The organism is Sphingobium sp. R-21 (assembly GCF_049913335.1).
Taxonomy (GTDB): domain Bacteria; phylum Pseudomonadota; class Alphaproteobacteria; order Sphingomonadales; family Sphingomonadaceae; genus Sphingobium.
This window is the reverse complement of the sequence record NZ_CP184374.1, coordinates 468,670-484,586: the sequence shown is the minus strand read 5'-3', so window position 1 is coordinate 484,586 and position 15,917 is coordinate 468,670. Positions and strand designations below refer to the sequence as shown.

Genomic DNA, 15,917 nt, shown 5'->3' with positions numbered 1-15,917 from the left:
CATCGTGCGTTACGGGGTCATGGATGCCCATTCCGCACAGAATGAAGCCGCAGAGCTGAACCGCCCGGGCCTAAAACCGCTTGGTCAGTGGATGCGCACCCTGGTCGATTATGTGCGATCGGGCAAGCCCGACCTCACCAACCGGCAGATGGCGCTGATGCTGACCGTCTATATCGGCGCCGGACCGCATACGGTGCGGGGACTCGCGGAGGCGCTGAACGTCTCCAAGCCGGTCATTACCCGCGCTCTCAACAAATTATCGGCGCTGGGCTATCTGCGGCGCGAACGGGATTCCACCGACCGGCGGAATATTTTCATCACCCGAACGTCCAAAGGGGCGGATTTTCTTGACGCCTTTCACCATTTCATCGCAGGAACCGGCCGCGATGAACGCCTCAACCACTCCTCCGCGGAACGCACCGCCTGAACGTATCCGATTCAAGCTGGACGGCCGGTCGGTCAAACTGGATACGCGTATCCATGCCGCGCGCGGCGACCTTGCCGATCTGGCGCTGGCGGGCGTGCTGTTTTCCGCCCATTATGCCCGCGCCGTAGAGCTGACCTGCGTCGCCGCCGGTACGCCACTGCTGGCGTCCGACACGCCCAAGGCGCAGGCGGTCAGTGAATTGCTGCGCGGCGAAAGCTTCCATGCGCTGGACATGACAGCCGAATGGGCCTGGGGCTTTTGCGGACATGACGGCTATGTCGGCTATGTCCGGCGAGAGGCGCTGGACGCACGGGAAGTGATCAACAGCCGCGTGATCACGGGAACGGCGCCGCTGTTCAGCGCCCCTGACATCAAGTCGGCCATCGCCGATTACTGGCCGCGCGGGGCCCAGTTCGCAGCAGAAGCGCAGGGCGACTTCTTCGCCTGCGCGGAAGGCTTCGTACATCGGCGCCATGCCGCCGCCCTGGACGCGCCGGCAAGCGACTGGGTTGCGGTCGCGGAATATTATCTGGGCCAGCCCTATGTCTGGGGCGGACGCGGGCATCGCGGCGTCGACTGCTCCGGCCTGGTCCAGGTGGCGCTGGGCCAGTGCGGGATCAAGGCGCCCCGCGACACCGACCTGCAGCGCGAGGGGATCGGCTCCCCCCTCGCCCCCGATGCTCCGCTTCGACGAGGGGACTTCATCTTCTTTCCTGGCCATGTCGGCATCATGACCGACGAACATAATATGATACATGCCAACGCCCATTGGATGAGCGTGGTGATCGAACCCCTGGCCGATGTCGTGGAACGGCTGGCGGCGGATCATCCGGAACCCGTGACGGCGCGGCGGAGAATTGGCGCATGACTTATCGGATTTTCGTCGACGGCGGCGTCGGCACAACGGGTCTGGAAATCAATGAACGGCTGGCGGGGCGTCCCGAGCTGTCGATCATCACCCTGGACGATGACAGGCGCAAGGATGCCGCCGCGCGCAGGGACGCGCTGAACGCGGCGGACATCGTCATCCTCTGCCTGCCCGACGACGCCGCGCGCGAAGCGGTGGCGCTGATCGACAATGACCGGACGCGGGTGATCGACGCCTCGACCGCGCACCGGGTAGCGGATGGCTGGACCTATGGCTTTGCCGAACTGGAACCGGGACACCGGGAAAAGCTGGCATCCTCCCGCTTCGTCGCCAATCCGGGGTGCTGGCCGACCGGCTTCCTCGCGCTGGTGAGGCCGCTGGTGCTGGCCGGCCTGCTGCCCGCCGACTGGCCAGTGAGCGTGTCTGGCGCGTCCGGCTATTCCGGCGGCGGCAAGTCGATGATCGCCGAATATGAAGGCGCAGAAGGCTCGCCCAGCGCATTCCGCCCCTATGGGCTGGGCCTGGCACACAAGCATGTGCCGGAAATGCTGCGCTATTCCGGTCTGCAGCACCCGCCCGTCTTCGCGCCGGCTGTCGCCAACGCCTATCGCGGCATGATCGTGGAAGTGCCATTGCAGTTGCGCGCCCTGCCGGGCGCGCCTTCGCTGGTGGACGTGCATCAGGCGCTCTTGGCCGCTTATGCGGACTCGCCGATCGTCAGCGTGGAAGCGCTGGAAGACAGCCTGGCAATGACGCAGGTCAGGCTGGAGCATGTCGGCGCGACCGACCGGCTGGCCCTGTTCGTCTTCGGCAATGCGTCCGCCGGCCAGGCAAGGCTGGTGGCGGTGCTCGACAATCTGGGCAAGGGCGCGGCCGGCGCCGCCGTGCAGAACCTGAACATATTGGCAGGTCTGCCGGAAACGGCCGGACTACGCCTCTAGGCCTGCGGCGCGGCGCCTCGTTCCCGTCTGTCAGGCTTTACCGACATGCCGGGGGCGAGTCTCGCGCCGCCCGGGATCAATGGATCGTGCCCAGCGCCCCTTCATGGGTGAGCAGCACGATCAGTCGCTCGATCTGCCGCCAGTGGCAGAATCGGATATGGTTGCCGAGGTCGCGGCTACGGTCCGCCCGCGCCGCCGCTTCATAGCCCGCATTGTCGCCGAACATCGACATGAGTTCAGCCGCGTCCTCATAGCTCTTTCGATTCGAAAGATATGGCATGTTCATGACAAAGCCCCCCAAAGTCCCCACCCTGACGGTCACGATCCCGTTTCAATCTTCGTGCCAGCCGCAGGCATTGACGGCGCATCGCAGTTGACGAGGGTGAACGCCGGGTTAGCCAAGTCCCACTGTGGCACAGCTATCCCGCGGCGGGACGATCCTGTCCTGAAAAGACGCAAGGGGGAAAGCACTGGCCATGCTCTCGTGCGCGTGGCAAGGACCGGCGCATGACCAAGTCCAGAAAAGAACCGATCGGCGCGGGCGCCATTCTGGCGCTCACCATTTTGGGAGGCACCATCGTCGGCGGCCTGCTGGGCCAGCCGAGCATCGGCCTGCTGGCTGGCACGGCGCTGGGCATCATCATCGCCGTGCTGCTTTGGCTCTGGGACAGGGGAAAATAGCGGCGCGTCCGACATCTGGGCGCCTTGCCACCATCCCTGCGCCAGCATAAACGATAGGCCATGAAGAAGCATCTGATCGCGCTCGCAATCCTTGTTCTGGTGGTTTTCGCCGGCCTTTTCCTCTACTTCGCGCAAGGTGACACGGCACAGCTTCCCGCTGGTGCGGACGTCGGCAAGGAGCCGGTCTTCACCAGCCCGAGGAGCGAATTCATCCCGACCATCAATGTCGCGGATGCAGCCCCGTGGAAAGGTGGGGAGAAGCCGATTCCGGCAAAGGGCCTGAGCGTCGATCGCTTTGCGGACGGGCTGGATCATCCACGCTCCATGCTGCGCCTGTCCAATGGCGACGTGCTGGTGGCGGAAACCAACAGCGCGGCACGACCGACGAGCGGCATCGTCAACCGGGTGATGAATTATCTGATGAACAAGGCGGGCGCAGGCGTACCGTCCGCCAACCGCATCACCCTGCTGCGCGATGCCGACGGCGACGGCCGGGCGGAAACAAAGACGGCCTTTCTCACCGGGCTCAACTCTCCCTATGGTATGGCGCTGGTCGGGGACACGCTCTACGTCGCCAATACCGACGCGCTGATGGCCTTTCCCTATAAGGAAGGCGATACCAGGATCACGGCCAAGGGGCGCAAGATCCTGAACCTGCCAGCGCAGGCGCCCAACATGCACTGGACGCGCAGCCTGGTCGCCAGTCCCCAGGGCCTGCTCTATGTCGGCGTGGGCTCCAACAGCAATATCGGGGAAAATGACCTGGAGACGGAGGCCAATCGCGCCGCCGTGCTGGAGGTCAATCCGAAGACGGGCGCTTATCGGATCTACGCGGCAGGCCTGCGCAATCCGGTGGGCCTGGCCTTCGAGCCGAAGAGCGGCGCGCTTTGGGGCGTGGTGAATGAACGTGACATGCTGGGCAGCGACCTTGTGCCCGACTATCTGACGCGGGTGGAATTCGGCGCCTTCTATGGCTGGCCGTGGAATTATTGGGGTGGTTACGAGGACCGCCGCGTCCAGCCGCAACGGCCGGAAATTCGGGAATATACCAAGCGGCCGGACTATGCGCTGGGCAATCATGTGGCGCCGCTCGGCCTCAGCTTTGCCGACAAGATCACCCTTGGCGCGCCCTATGCGAACGGCGCCTTCGTCGGGCTGCACGGCAGTTGGAACCGCAAGCCCGCGGCGGGTTACAAGGTGGTTTTCGTGCCCTTTGCCGACAATGGCGAGGTCGGCAAGGCCAAGCCCATCGACGTGCTGACGGGCTTTCTGGGCACAAAGGGCGAAGCGCATGGGCGGCCCGTCGATGTTACGGCAGACGCCAAGGGCGCCTTGCTGGTGAGCGACGATGTCGGCGGCGTCATATGGCGGGTGACGCCAGCCAGCTAAGCGGGCGGAGCCATATTGTCGCGTCGTCACAAGCGAAAAGCCGGCTCCCCCCCTTTTCGCGCTCTGGATTCCTTGGTTCGCCGCGATTTCTTGACCAGCGATCGGTTCCGATCGCTTGGAAATCGCTCTAGATGTTCATCCCGTTACGGCCCGCCAGCTCAACCACATATTGCCAGGCGACGCGCCCGGAACGGCTGCCGCGCTGGGTGGCCCATTGGATCGCCTCCTTCGGGTCGAAGCTCAGCCCAAGGCGTCCTGTATAGCCGCTGACGATGGCGACATAGGCATCCTGGTCGATGGCGTGAAAGCCCAGCGACAGGCCGAAGCGATCCGACAGCGCCATCTTGTCGTCGACCACGTCGCGCGGATTGACGGGATCGTCCTGCTCCGAGAGATGGCGCGGCACGATATGGCGACGGTTGGACGTGACATAGAGGCGCACATTGGCCGGACGGGCGGCCGTCCCCCCCTGAAGCAGCGAACGGAGCGCGCGCGCATCGCCAACGCCATTTTCATCGAAGCCAAGGTCATCCAGGAACAGGATGAACGGCCGCTGCGTGTCGCGCAGCAGGACGAAAAGCTGAGGCAGACTGGCAAGTTCGTCTATCGCGCATTGCAGCAGGGCAATGTCCTGCCCTTCCCCCTGGAGCTTACCGACGACGGCAGCAACGACCGCCGACTTGCCGGTTCCTCGCGCACCCCACAGCAGCACGTCATGGGCCCCATGACCGGCTGCATGGCGGCGGCTGTTTTCCAGCAGCGCCTCCTTCTGCGCGTCGATGCCGGTCAGCAGCGCATAATCCACCGGTGCGAACGCCTCCACCGGACGGATCGTCGCCCCATTCCACACATAGGCGGGCGCGGATGCCAGATCGGCGGAAGAAGCGGGCGGCGGCGCGATCCGTTCCAGCGCTTCGGCAATGCGGGTCAGCAGGGCGTCGTTCATGGTGCCTTCGCTTAGCGCCCCTCCCCTTCACGGGCAAGCGCGGCGCCGATGTCATTCTTCTGTAGCAATGGCCTTTTACTGGCTGACATCGGGGCCTATAGCGCTGGGGTCGTGACTATCCCAAATCCTGCCTTTTCCACCCGCATAAGCCGCTATGGCAGCGAAGCGCTGCGCGAGGCGGCTTTGCTGATCCGGGCCGGCGAACCCGTCGCCGTTCCGACGGAGACGGTGTATGGGCTGGCTGCCGACGCGACCGATTCCCATGCGGTGGCTGCGATTTACGCCGCGAAGGGACGGCCCAGCTTCAATCCCCTGATCGTGCACGTCGCGGACCGGGAAATGGCCGGGCGCCTGGCGGAATTTTCGCCCGTTGCGGACGCGCTTGCCGATCGCTTCTGGCCCGGCGCCCTGACCATGGTCCTGCCCGTGCGCCCGGATGCCGGGCTGTCGCCGCTGGTGATGGCGGGGCTGCCCACCGTCGCGCTGCGCCTTCCGGCCCATCCGGCGATGCGCGCACTCATCCGGGAGAGCGGCCGTCCGCTTGCCGCGCCATCCGCCAATCGCAGCGGCTCGATCAGTCCGACGCGGGCCGAACATGTGATGGCCAGCCTCAACGGCAAGATCCGCATGATCCTGGACGAAGGGCCGACAAGCGAAGGACTGGAGTCGACCATCGTCGCGCCGGAAAGCGACTGCCTGCGCCTGCTGCGTCCTGGCCCGATCACGGCGGCGATGCTGGAGCAGGCAAGCCGGTTGCCCATGGTGACAGGTGCGGGCAAGGCGAAGATCGAAGCGCCCGGACAGTTGGAAAGCCATTATGCGCCTTCCAAGCCGGTCCGGCTCGATGCGCTGAAGGCGGAGAGGGATGAATATCTGATCGGCTTCGGCCTGATGCCCTGCCATGTGAATCTCAGTCCCGACGCCGATCTGCGGGAGGCGGCAGCACATCTGTTCGCGGCGCTGCATATGGCTGATGCCAGCACTGCGGAGCGGATCGCGGTGGCGCCCATTCCCGATGAGGGGATCGGCGCCGCGATCAATGACCGGCTGCGACGGGCAGCGGCCTGATCATATGATCTGAGCGCCCGGTTCCTTCACGCCATCACCCGCAATTGTCATAACCCGCGTCGCGGCATTCCCGGCGACGGCGTTCTTCCTCCTTCTTCCGCTCACGGGCTTCGCGCGCTTCCTGCTTGCGCATCTTGCGGCCGTAATTGCGGTCGGCCTCTTCCTGGCTGGTCGTGCTCCAGTCGACAACCTGGCTGCCGGCCCGTACCGGCGCGGTCACGATATTCGCCGCCGTCCGGGCAATGCAGCCCGGCAGGAACAGCAACAACGCCGGCGCCATCCATGATCCGATCTTGTTCATCTTTCTTCCCCGGCTTGCCTTTCCGGCCAGCTTAGAGATGCAGGCCGTCAGAGCAAGCCGGGCGCGACGAACGGTTCAACCCTTGATCCGCTGGGCAAAACCCTTGCGCAGCTTGGCCAGCTTGGGCGGGATCACCGCCATGCAATAGGGGTTCCGGTCGCCCACCCGTTCCCAATATTTCTGATGATAATCCTCCGCCGGATACCAGGGCGCGTCGGCTTCGATCGCGGTGACGACGGGATTGACCTGATCCGCCTGCGCGCGCTCGATACCGGTCTTCGCCGCTGCCGCCTGTTCGGGCGAATGGGGGAAGATCGCCGAGCGATATTGGGTACCGATGTCGTTGCCCTGGCGGTTCAGGGTCGTCGGATCATGGGTCGCGAAGAAAATGTCCAGCAGGTCGCCATAGCCGATCACCGCCGGATCATAGGTGATGCGGATCGCCTCGGCATGGCCGGTCGTACCGGAACAGACCTGTTCATAGGTCGGATTGGGCAGCCCACCACCGATATAGCCGCTTTCCACGGCCTTCACCCCCTCCAGATTCTGATACACCGCCTCCGTGCACCAGAAGCAGCCGCCAGCGAGGGTTGCGATCTCTTCGGCCATATGCGCGTCCTTGTCCTGAATTGGCCGCCAAGATAGGAAGGGTCAGCCTGCTGTTCCAGTCTGCCGCATCGCTGCCTCGGCCTTCGCGCGTTCCTCGGCCACCAGTTCCTTGCGGGACAGCTTGCCCACCAGCGTCTTGGGCAGGTTGAGGCGCACTTCCACCTCGCACACCTTCTCATGCTTTCCCAATTGCGGGTTGAGCCATTCCCTGAGTGCAGCACCGTCGATCTCCGCCCCCTCCTGCAGGGTGACGAACGCCTTCGGGCACTCCCCCCGATAACGGTCGGGAATGCCGATCACCAGCGCCTCCTTGACCGCCGGATGATGGTACAGAACCTTCTCGACCTCACTGGGGAAAACCTTGAAGCCGCCCACGGCAATCATGTCCTTCAGCCGGTCGACGATCTTCACATAGCCATCCTCGTCGATCAGCCCGACATCGCCCGTGCGCAGCCATCCGTCGACGAACACTTCCCTGTCGGCATCGGGTCGTTGCCAATAGCCCTTCATGATCTGCGGTCCGGCAAAGACCAGCTCGCCCGGTTCGCCTTCGGCCGGCGCGCGCGTGGGATCTTCGCGGTCGACCAGCTTGACGCGGGTTCCGGGCACCGGCTGTCCCACGGTCCCTGATTTGTTGAGCCCCTCATAGGGGTTGGAGCAGACGACCGGGCTGCTTTCGGTGAGGCCATAGCCCTCGACCAGCTTCGAGCCTGTCATCGCCTCGAACCGCTGCTTGACCTCCAGCGGCAACGGTGCGCCGCCGGAAATGCACAGGCGCAGGGAGGAAAAGTCGATATTGGGCGTGGCGGGATGATCGAGCAGCGCCTGGTACATGGTCGGCACGCCAGGCAGCGAGGTCGCCTTCGTCCGCTGCAGCGCAGCCAATACCTGCGTGCCGTCGAACCGGGGCAGCATCACCATCTCGCCGCCGTTCAGCACCGTGCGGTTCAGCACGCATGTGTTGGCGAAGACGTGGAAGAAGGGCAGCACAGCCAATATGCGATCGGGCGCTTCAGGATGAGGATCGATCAGGCGGACCTGCCGCGCATTGGCGGTCAGGTTCTGATGAGTCAGCATCGCGCCCTTGGGCCGTCCGGTCGTGCCGCCAGTATATTGCAGCAGGGCGATATCCTGCTCCGGATCGATCGCGACAGGCGCGGGGTCTTCGCCATGGCGCAGCAGGTCGGCATAATGGGTGATGCGCGGATCGTGCGGGACCGTTGCGGTCTCCTTGCGCTTGAACAGGCGAAACAGCACCGATTTGGCGGGCGGCAGGGCCTCCGCCACGCAGCCCACGACCAGCCGTTCCAGACTGCTGTTGTCCAGCACCTCCAACGCCGTAGGCAGCAGTGCGCTGGCCGACAGGGTGAAAAGAATCCTGGTGCCGCTATCCTCGACCTGGTGCTCCAGTTCCGTGGCGGTGTAGAGAGGGGAATAGTTGACGACCGTGGCACCGGCCATCATCGCGCCATAATAGGCCGCGACATAATGGGGGACGTTGGGCAGGAACAGGCCGACGCGATCGCCCTTTCGAATGCCCAAGTCCTGCAATCCGCGGGCCACTCGCCGGATGCTGTGGAGCATTTCGCCATAGCTCGTCTTGCGGCCCATGAAGTCGATCATCACCGCCTGCGGATTGGCCGCGGCGCTGTTCGCCACCATCTCTACCATCGACAAGGGCGGAAAGGTCTGCTCCCAGGCAGAGGGATGATTATAGCGGGTTTCCCAGATTTTTTCGCTGCTCTCCATGTGTACATGGTGTAAGTTACACCTTCCCTTTACGCAAGCGTAAAGCACGGCAAAAGGGCCACGCACTCTGCCAAGGCGTGGCCCTCTTTCCAGCCGCTGCCCTCGTCGCTCCGCACCAGGCGGATTGACGTTACGGCATCAAACGTGGCCCTTGTTGTCGCTGAACGGGTCGAGGATTTTGGCGGCGCCCGAAATCAGGTCGGCCTCACTCTTCAGCGCCTCTTCCGCGCGCCGGGTGGCATCTTCGCGCTCGCGGCGCAGTTCGTTGATCAGCGCCTCGCGATCGCCGTCCAGGCGCGAATCGGTCGGGGCTTCGATGCCGGCCTTCTTCGCGGCCTTGGACACCAGCGCGTCCAGTTCCCGCTGCGAACACAGGCCCAGCGTCACCGGATCCTTGGGCACGATGTTGGAAATGTTCCAGTGCGTGCGGTCGCGGATCGCGGCGATGGTGGTGCGCGTGGTACCGATCAGCTTGCCAATGGCCCCGTCAGAGATTTCGGGATGGTTGCGCAGGATCCAGGCGATGCCGTCCGGCTTGTCCTGACGCTTGCTGACCGGCGTGTAGCGCGGCCCCTTGGTGCGGCGGACGGGCTCCGGACCCTTCAGCATCTTCAGGCGATAGTCCGGATTGGTTTCGCCCTTGTGGATTTCCTCCATCGTGATTTCATGGGCGCGCACCGGATCGCGGCCCGTATATTTGGTGCCGGCGGTATCGTCGGCGATCGCCTGCACTTCCAGGATATGCAGCCCGCAAAACTCCGCAATCTGGTCGAAGCTCAGCGCGGTATTGTCGACCAGCCAGCTGGCTGTCGCATGGGGCATGAGAGGCTGGGACACGGGAATTCTCCGGCACTAAAAACAACAAGGGCCGCCCAAGCAGGGCGGCCACGCCCGACCTGAGATAGTGCATCCAGCCCTGTCGGGCAAGGAAAAGCGTCAGGCCGCGCTGTCGAGCATCTGGGGATCGATATTATGAAGGCCGGTCAGGAATTCCTGCGCGCTGCGTTCCCAGCTGAAGCTTCGGCCATAGGCGGCGCAAGCCTGACGGTCGCAGACAAGCGCTGCGGCAATGGCCTGCTCCAGCCTGTCCGACAAGGCGCCGGTTTCGGGAGTGACGATGTCGACAGGGCCGGTTACGGGATAGGCGGCGACCGGCGTGCCGCAGGCGAGCGCCTCGATCATGACGAGGCCGAAGGTGTCGGTGCGGCTGGGAAAGACGAAGACGTCGGCGCCGGCATAAGCGCCAGCCAGCTCGGCACCGAACATCGGTCCCAGGAAATGCGCCTGAGGATAGGCCCTCTGCAGCGTGGCGCGGGCGGGCCCGTCCCCCACGACCACCTGCGTGCCGGGATGATCGCTGGCGAGGAAGGCCTCCAGATTCTTCTCGACCGCGACACGACCGACATAGAGCTGGATGGGTCGCGGCAGATCGGCAAAGATGGCGGGCGGTGCCGCTTCGGGCGTGAAGGCGGTCAGGTCCACCCCCCTGCCCCAGGCGCGGACCTGCGGCAGCCCATGGGCGCGCAACTGCTGCCGCACCGATCGGGTCGACACGAGCACGGCCTCCGCCGGTCCATGGAACCAGCGGATGTAGCGCCAGAACCACCCCGCGGGCAGGCCAGTGCGCTGCGCCACATAGTCCGGAAAATGCGTGTGATAGGCAGTGGTGAAGCGAATGCCGCTGCGCAGGCACCAGCGCCGCGCCGCCAGGCAAAGCGGCCCTTCGGTCGCCAGATGGATCGCATCCGGACGGAAAGCCGATATCATCTGCCCGACCACGCTTGAGCGCGCAAAGGCCAGCCGGATCTCCGGATAGGTCGGACAGGGGATGGATCCGAAGAGATCGGGCGAGATCATCTTCACCTCATGTCCCATCTTCTCCAGTTCCGCCTGCATGGTATGGAGCGTGCGGACGACGCCATTCACCTGCGGAGCCCAGGCGTCGGTCACGATGATGATCCGCATCGGGGACGGACGCATCGTCCCTTCCCCGGTCACGCCGCGATCCGGGAGGGTTCGTCGGCGGTGCGCCCGGCAATCTCATCCGCCCAGTGCAGCACCTCCATGCGCCCGTCGAAATGCTCCACCAGGGCTGTGCAACCTTCCACCCAATCGCCGTCATTATAATATTGGATGCCGGCGATCTCGCGGATTTCGGCATTGTGGATATGTCCGCAGACGACCCCGTCGACGCCGCGGGAACCCGCTTCATGCGCCACGACCTCCTCGAAGCGGGAGATGAACTCGACGGCGTTCTTGACCTTGTGCTTGGCCATCTTGCTGAGCGACCAATAGGGCAGCCCCATGCGTTGACGCACAGCGTTCACCACCACGTTGACGCGCATCAACATGGTGTAGGCGGCGTCGCCGACAAAGGCGAGCCAGCGATGCGCCAGCATGATGGTATCGAACTCGTCACCGTGCAGCACCAGCAGCTTGCGGCCGTCCGCGGTTTCATGAAGCGCCTTGCGCCGGATCTCCACGCCGCCGAAGCTGAGGCCGGTGAACTGGCGGAACATCTCGTCATGATTGCCGGGAATGTAGATGACGCGCGTGCCCCGCTTGGCCCGCTTCATCACCCGCCAGACCACGTCATTATGCGCAGCCGGCCAGTAGAAGCGCCGCTTCAGCCGCCAGCCGTCGATGATGTCGCCCACCAGGTACATGGTGTCGCTGTCGACGCTGTCCAGGAAGTCGATCAGCATCCTCGCATTGCAGCCCCGAGTGCCCAGGTGAATGTCCGAAATCCAGATCGTGCGATAGCGGCGACGTTTTCCTTCCCGCTCGGGGATGGCGAAATTGTCGTCGGCGCCATCGTCCAACTCCGCCAGAAAAGGCAGGCGCGTGATGGCATTCATGATGCAACCCCTGAGCTGTTTCCCTCAGGAGCGAATCCATAGCCGCCCTATGTTACAACTCCGCACCGAATATGACGGAAATGCTACGATTCCGGCCGATCATGCCCGTCAAGCGATGCGCGCCATGAGCCACTTTCCACCCCCTGGAGTGGACATCTTCGTCACCTCAGACCGTCAGCACGATCTTGCCGAAATGATCGCCCGCATCCATCCGGGCATGCGCAGCGGCGGCCTCCGCCAGCGGAAAACGTATATCCATTGCCGGCCGCAGCCTGCCCTGTTCGACAAAGGCCCACACCACCCGCATCAGTTCATCCGCAACCAGGCTCTTGAAAGCCACCGAGCGCGGACGCAGCGTCGAACCCGTCAGCGTGAGCCGCCTGCTCATGATCGCGGGGATGAAGACCTCCGCGCTGGGCCCGCTCATCGCCGCGATGGACACATGTCGTCCATCTTCCGCCAGGCACTGGATGTTGCGCGGCAGATAATCCCCGCCGACCATGTCCAGAACCGCCTGCACGCCCTGCCCGCCGGTGATCCGCTTCACTTCCTCGACGAAATCCTGGCTGCGATAGTTGATCGCGTGATCCGCGCCCCAGGCCTTCGCCTGCTCGCATTTCGCGTCGCTCCCGCAGGTCACGATGATGCCGATGTCGAACAGCTTGCAGAGCGAGATCGCCATGGTGCCGATTCCGCTCGTGCCGCCATGGACCAGGACCACATCGCCTTCCACCACATAGGCGCGCTCGAACAGGTTGCTCCAGACGGTGAACAGCGTTTCCGGCAGGGCTGCGGCCTCGACCAGATCATAATCCTCCGGCACCGGCAGGCATTGGCCCGCGGGCGCCAAGGCATATTCGGCATAGCCACCACCCGGCAGAAGCGCGCAGACGCGCCGGCCGATCAACAATTCCGCGCTGCCACCCGCGGCGACGATCGTGCCGGCCACTTCCAGTCCCGGAATGTCCGACGCGCCGGGCGGGGGCGGATATTTGCCCTGCCGCTGCATGACATCCGGCCGGTTGACGCCAGCGGCGACCACCTTGATCAACACCTCGTCAGGTCCGGGCACGGGAACCGGCCGCCGCTGCGGCACCAGAGCCTCCGGCCCTCCGGGAGCCGCGATGCCGATCGCCGTCATTTCATTCGGCACGTCACCCGGCATTGCGCCCTCTATCGCCATTGCGCCCCTCGCGGCAGATGTTGCACCGCACCTAAATCGACGGGCGGAATACAGGCCTTATTGACAGACTGGCCCGCAGGGTCAACATTGCGGTTCATGGACATGGAAGGCGATCTGCCCCGAAAGGCCGATGATCCTCTGGCCCAGCTGCTCCGACAGGACCTGGGTCCATTGTCCGTTGCCGAACTCGAAGCGCGCGTCGCCGCGCTGGAGGGCGAAATCGCCCGAACCCGGTCCAAGATTGAAAGCGCCGTTAACCACAAAGCAAGCGCCGAGGCGTTATTCAAGCGATGAACCTCCGCCCCGCCCTGCGCGACTCCATCGGGAGTTTTACCGGGTACGGGCAGTCTGGCAATTCCGGTGGTCAAGATGCCCATCTTGATCCGCCGTCGAGCAATGCCGACATATGGTGCAAGACAGCCCCTCATTGGGGGCCAGGAGTATAAAAGACATGCCATCTTTCGCACCCGCCCTTGAAACCACCCTGCATAATGCGTTGACCCACGCTTCGGAGCGTCGTCACGAATATGCGACGCTGGAGCATCTGCTGCTCGCGCTGATCGACGATGAACATGCGTCGAAGGTGATGCAGGCCTGCGGCGTGGAGCTTGGCGAATTGTCCGATGCGGTGACGCAATATCTGGACACCGAACTCGACAGCCTGAAGGTGGAAGGGGCAAGCGACCCCTCCCCCACCAGCGGCTTCCAGCGGGTCGTCCAGCGCGCGATCCTGCATGTCCAGTCTTCCGGCAAGGATGAAGTCACGGGAGCCAATGTGCTCGTCGCGCTTTTTTCCGAGCGGGAGAGCTATGCCGTCTATTTCCTCCAGCAGCAGGACATGAGCCGCCTGGATGCCGTCAGCTACATCAGCCACGGCGTGGGCAAGGGTACTGCCGCTCCTGAGCAGCGCGAAACCAAGGGCGCTCAGGAAGAGGAAAAGAAGGCGCAGGACAGCAAGGGCAAGAAGGATAGTGCCTTGGAGCAGTTCACGGTCAACCTCAATGAGAAGGCGACGCGGGGCAAGGTTGACCCGCTGATCGGCCGCAGCGCCGAAGTCGACCGGACGATCCAGATCCTGTGCCGCCGGTCGAAGAACAACCCGCTCTATGTGGGCGATCCGGGCGTCGGTAAAACCGCCATCGCGGAGGGCCTGGCGCGCAAGATCGTCGAGGGCGAGGTTCCCGACGTGCTCAAGGAAGCGGTCATCTACTCGCTCGACATGGGCGCGCTGCTGGCGGGCACCCGCTATCGCGGCGATTTCGAGGAGCGGTTGAAGGCGGTCGTCACCGAACTTGAGAAGATGCCGCACGCGGTCCTCTTCATCGATGAGATCCATACCGTCATCGGCGCGGGCGCAACCAGCGGCGGCGCGATGGACGCGTCAAACCTGCTGAAGCCCGCCCTGTCCGGCGGCACAATCCGCTGCATCGGATCGACCACCTACAAGGAGTTCCGCAACCATTTCGAGAAGGACCGCGCCCTGCTGCGCCGGTTCCAGAAGATCGACGTCAACGAACCGACCATCGACGACACGATCAAGATTCTCGCCGGGCTGCGCAGTGCCTTCGAGGAGCATCACAACGTCAAGTACACGCCCGATGCGATCAAGGCGGCGGTGGAACTGTCGGCGCGCTACATCAATGACCGCAAGCTGCCGGACAAGGCGATCGACGTGATCGACGAAGTCGGCGCGATGCAGATGCTGGTGGTGCCGTCGAAGCGCAAGAAGACGATCACGCCCAAGGAGATCGAGCAGGTCATCGCGACCATGGCGCGCATCCCTCCCAAGACCGTGTCCGCCGACGACAAGTCGGTCCTGGAAACGCTCGACACGGATTTGAAGCGCGTCGTCTTCGGTCAGAACCGGGCGATCGAGGTGCTGTCCTCCGCGATCAAGCTGTCGCGGGCGGGCCTGCGCGATCCCGACAAGCCGATCGGCAACTATCTCTTCTCCGGCCCCACCGGCGTCGGCAAGACGGAGGTCGCGCGGCAGCTCGCCAGTCTGCTCGGCATTCCGCTCCAGCGCTTCGACATGTCGGAATATATGGAACGTCACTCGGTCAGCCGCCTGATCGGCGCGCCTCCGGGCTATGTCGGCTATGACCAGGGCGGCCTGCTGACCGATGCGGTCGACCAGAACCCGCACAGCGTCCTGCTGCTGGACGAGATCGAAAAGGCACATCCGGACCTGTTCAACATCCTGTTGCAGGTGATGGACAATGGCCGCCTGACCGACCATCACGGCAAGACGGTGGATTTCCGCAACACCATCCTCATCATGACCACCAATGCCGGTGCGTCGGACATGGCGAAGGAAAGTATCGGCTTTGGCGAACTGACCCGCGAGGATGTTCAGGAGGACGCGGTGAAGAAGCTCTTCACCCCGGAATTCCGCAACCGCCTCGATGCCATCGTGCCCTTCGGCTATCTGCCGCCGGAAATCGTGGCGCGGGTCATCGACAAGTTCGTGCTGCAACTCGAACTGCAACTGGCGGATCGCGACGTCCACATCACGCTGGACGACGATGCCAAGGCATGGCTCACCAAGAAGGGCTATGACAAGCTCTACGGCGCCCGTCCGATGGGCCGCCTGATGCAGGAAAAGATCAAGCAGCCGCTGGCCGAGGAACTGCTGTTCGGCAAGCTGGTGCATGGCGGCGAGGTCCATGTCCGTATGAAGGACGATGCCCTCGCGTTCGAGATCACCCCCGCCGCCCCCAAAAAGGGCAAGAGGGGTGGCAAGTCGAAGCCCGCGGAACAGGCGAAATAAGCGAACGAAAGCATCGATGAAATGATGAGGGCGGCCCATGAGGGTCGCCCTCATCATTTTTGAACGGAAAGCCGATCCCCCTTCCGTACGATGCATTCAGGAAGATCCGCACGGCGTCCAAGCCGAT

At 63.9% G+C, this 15,917-nt stretch carries 17 protein-coding genes; 8 read left to right on the top strand and 9 right to left on the bottom strand.

Annotated features, from left to right (window positions below; translation table 11 throughout):
- Nucleotides 1-19: 19 nt before the first annotated feature.
- Genes ACN9MX_RS02270 through argC form a run of 3 tightly spaced genes read left to right on the top strand, consistent with a single transcriptional unit; the run spans nt 20 to nt 2,236 of the window.
- Nucleotides 20-427: a MarR family transcriptional regulator gene (locus ACN9MX_RS02270; protein WP_363826580.1), complete on the top strand. Its 408-nt coding sequence runs from the start codon at nt 20-22 to the stop codon at nt 425-427.
- Nucleotides 387-1,295 carry a C40 family peptidase gene (locus ACN9MX_RS02265; protein ID WP_363735261.1) on the top strand — a complete coding sequence of 303 codons (909 nt, stop codon included), beginning with the start codon at nt 387-389 and terminating at the stop codon, nt 1,293-1,295. Before ACN9MX_RS02270 ends, ACN9MX_RS02265 begins: the two co-directional genes overlap by 41 nt.
- Entirely contained in the window at nt 1,292-2,236 is a 945-nt protein-coding gene (argC, locus tag ACN9MX_RS02260) for an N-acetyl-gamma-glutamyl-phosphate reductase (protein ID WP_363825216.1), read from the top strand. The genes ACN9MX_RS02265 and argC overlap by 4 nt, the downstream gene beginning before the upstream one ends.
- A gap of 76 nt (nt 2,237-2,312) precedes the next feature.
- Here argC and ACN9MX_RS02255 read toward each other — a convergent pair whose 3' ends face one another.
- Nucleotides 2,313-2,516, bottom strand: a complete 204-nt coding sequence (locus ACN9MX_RS02255; protein WP_363826577.1) for a hypothetical protein — start codon at nt 2,514-2,516, stop codon at nt 2,313-2,315.
- A gap of 227 nt (nt 2,517-2,743) precedes the next feature.
- On the opposite strand from ACN9MX_RS02255, the gene ACN9MX_RS02250 reads away from it, so the two are divergent.
- Nucleotides 2,744-2,917 (top strand): hypothetical protein, encoded by a 174-nt coding sequence (locus tag ACN9MX_RS02250; protein ID WP_166666292.1) that lies wholly within the window; start codon nt 2,744-2,746, stop codon nt 2,915-2,917.
- 60 nt (nt 2,918-2,977) lie between these two features.
- A complete protein-coding gene (locus ACN9MX_RS02245) occupies nt 2,978-4,306 on the top strand; it encodes a PQQ-dependent sugar dehydrogenase (RefSeq protein ID WP_363825213.1) in 1,329 nt (442 codons plus the stop codon).
- A 127-nt stretch (nt 4,307-4,433) separates the two neighbouring features.
- Here the strand turns inward: ACN9MX_RS02245 and ACN9MX_RS02240 are convergent, their stop codons facing one another.
- Complete coding sequence (locus ACN9MX_RS02240) at nt 4,434-5,252, bottom strand: ATP-binding protein (protein ID WP_363825210.1); 819 nt, start codon at nt 5,250-5,252, stop codon at nt 4,434-4,436.
- 111 nt (nt 5,253-5,363) lie between these two features.
- Between ACN9MX_RS02240 and ACN9MX_RS02235 the strand changes: the two genes are divergently transcribed.
- Complete coding sequence (locus tag ACN9MX_RS02235) at nt 5,364-6,320, top strand: L-threonylcarbamoyladenylate synthase (protein ID WP_363825207.1); 957 nt, start codon at nt 5,364-5,366, stop codon at nt 6,318-6,320.
- Between the two features lie 34 nt (nt 6,321-6,354).
- Here ACN9MX_RS02235 and ACN9MX_RS02230 read toward each other — a convergent pair whose 3' ends face one another.
- The 7 genes from ACN9MX_RS02230 to ACN9MX_RS02200 form a co-directional block, all read right to left on the bottom strand.
- Nucleotides 6,355-6,621, bottom strand: a complete 267-nt coding sequence (locus tag ACN9MX_RS02230) for a hypothetical protein (protein WP_363825204.1) — start codon at nt 6,619-6,621, stop codon at nt 6,355-6,357.
- Nucleotides 6,622-6,696: 75 nt separating this feature from the next.
- Nucleotides 6,697-7,230, bottom strand: coding sequence for a peptide-methionine (S)-S-oxide reductase MsrA (gene msrA / locus ACN9MX_RS02225; RefSeq protein ID WP_363825201.1), 534 nt, complete (start codon nt 7,228-7,230; stop codon nt 6,697-6,699).
- 42 nt (nt 7,231-7,272) lie between these two features.
- A complete protein-coding gene (locus ACN9MX_RS02220) occupies nt 7,273-8,979 on the bottom strand; it encodes a long-chain-fatty-acid--CoA ligase (protein ID WP_363825198.1) in 1,707 nt (568 codons plus the stop codon).
- Nucleotides 8,980-9,117: 138 nt separating this feature from the next.
- Complete coding sequence (locus tag ACN9MX_RS02215; RefSeq protein ID WP_363735419.1) at nt 9,118-9,801, bottom strand: DUF1013 domain-containing protein; 684 nt, start codon at nt 9,799-9,801, stop codon at nt 9,118-9,120.
- 114 nt (nt 9,802-9,915) lie between these two features.
- Nucleotides 9,916-10,944 (bottom strand): glycosyltransferase family 4 protein, encoded by a 1,029-nt coding sequence (locus ACN9MX_RS02210; protein ID WP_363826575.1) that lies wholly within the window; start codon nt 10,942-10,944, stop codon nt 9,916-9,918.
- 29 nt (nt 10,945-10,973) lie between these two features.
- Entirely contained in the window at nt 10,974-11,837 is an 864-nt protein-coding gene (locus tag ACN9MX_RS02205; protein WP_133651700.1) for a UDP-2,3-diacylglucosamine diphosphatase, read from the bottom strand.
- 166 nt (nt 11,838-12,003) lie between these two features.
- Entirely contained in the window at nt 12,004-13,020 is a 1,017-nt protein-coding gene (locus ACN9MX_RS02200; protein WP_363825195.1) for an NAD(P)H-quinone oxidoreductase, read from the bottom strand.
- A gap of 96 nt (nt 13,021-13,116) precedes the next feature.
- Here ACN9MX_RS02200 and ACN9MX_RS02195 point away from each other — a divergent pair, with 96 nt between their 5' ends.
- Together ACN9MX_RS02195 and clpA are read left to right on the top strand one after the other, a co-directional pair.
- The gene (locus tag ACN9MX_RS02195) at nt 13,117-13,314 is read left to right on the top strand and encodes a DUF1192 domain-containing protein (protein ID WP_363753883.1); all 198 of its coding nucleotides are present in this window, start codon (nt 13,117-13,119) and stop codon (nt 13,312-13,314) included.
- Nucleotides 13,315-13,471: 157 nt separating this feature from the next.
- A complete protein-coding gene (gene clpA / locus ACN9MX_RS02190) occupies nt 13,472-15,790 on the top strand; it encodes an ATP-dependent Clp protease ATP-binding subunit ClpA (protein WP_133651698.1) in 2,319 nt (772 codons plus the stop codon).
- Nucleotides 15,791-15,917 lie beyond the last annotated feature (127 nt).

What these genes read in the sequence shown, in the direction of transcription:
- ACN9MX_RS02245 (WP_363825213.1), top strand. Translation starts at nt 2,978, where the DNA reads ATGAAGAAGCATCTGATCGCGCTCGCAATCCTTGTTCTGGTGGTTTTC.
- ACN9MX_RS02220 (WP_363825198.1), bottom strand. Translation starts at nt 8,979, where the DNA reads ATGGAGAGCAGCGAAAAAATCTGGGAAACCCGCTATAATCATCCCTCT.
- ACN9MX_RS02215 (WP_363735419.1), bottom strand. Translation starts at nt 9,801, where the DNA reads ATGCCCCATGCGACAGCCAGCTGGCTGGTCGACAATACCGCGCTGAGC.
- ACN9MX_RS02270 (WP_363826580.1), top strand. Translation starts at nt 20, where the DNA reads ATGGATGCCCATTCCGCACAGAATGAAGCCGCAGAGCTGAACCGCCCG.
- ACN9MX_RS02205 (WP_133651700.1), bottom strand. Translation starts at nt 11,837, where the DNA reads ATGAATGCCATCACGCGCCTGCCTTTTCTGGCGGAGTTGGACGATGGC.
- ACN9MX_RS02255 (WP_363826577.1), bottom strand. Translation starts at nt 2,516, where the DNA reads ATGCCATATCTTTCGAATCGAAAGAGCTATGAGGACGCGGCTGAACTC.
- argC (WP_363825216.1), top strand. Translation starts at nt 1,292, where the DNA reads ATGACTTATCGGATTTTCGTCGACGGCGGCGTCGGCACAACGGGTCTG.
- ACN9MX_RS02195 (WP_363753883.1), top strand. Translation starts at nt 13,117, where the DNA reads ATGGACATGGAAGGCGATCTGCCCCGAAAGGCCGATGATCCTCTGGCC.
- ACN9MX_RS02200 (WP_363825195.1), bottom strand. Translation starts at nt 13,020, where the DNA reads ATGGCGATAGAGGGCGCAATGCCGGGTGACGTGCCGAATGAAATGACG.
- ACN9MX_RS02240 (WP_363825210.1), bottom strand. Translation starts at nt 5,252, where the DNA reads ATGAACGACGCCCTGCTGACCCGCATTGCCGAAGCGCTGGAACGGATC.
- msrA (WP_363825201.1), bottom strand. Translation starts at nt 7,230, where the DNA reads ATGGCCGAAGAGATCGCAACCCTCGCTGGCGGCTGCTTCTGGTGCACG.
- ACN9MX_RS02230 (WP_363825204.1), bottom strand. Translation starts at nt 6,621, where the DNA reads ATGAACAAGATCGGATCATGGATGGCGCCGGCGTTGTTGCTGTTCCTG.
- ACN9MX_RS02250 (WP_166666292.1), top strand. Translation starts at nt 2,744, where the DNA reads ATGACCAAGTCCAGAAAAGAACCGATCGGCGCGGGCGCCATTCTGGCG.
- ACN9MX_RS02265 (WP_363735261.1), top strand. Translation starts at nt 387, where the DNA reads ATGAACGCCTCAACCACTCCTCCGCGGAACGCACCGCCTGAACGTATC.
- ACN9MX_RS02210 (WP_363826575.1), bottom strand. Translation starts at nt 10,944, where the DNA reads ATGCGGATCATCATCGTGACCGACGCCTGGGCTCCGCAGGTGAATGGC.
- clpA (WP_133651698.1), top strand. Translation starts at nt 13,472, where the DNA reads ATGCCATCTTTCGCACCCGCCCTTGAAACCACCCTGCATAATGCGTTG.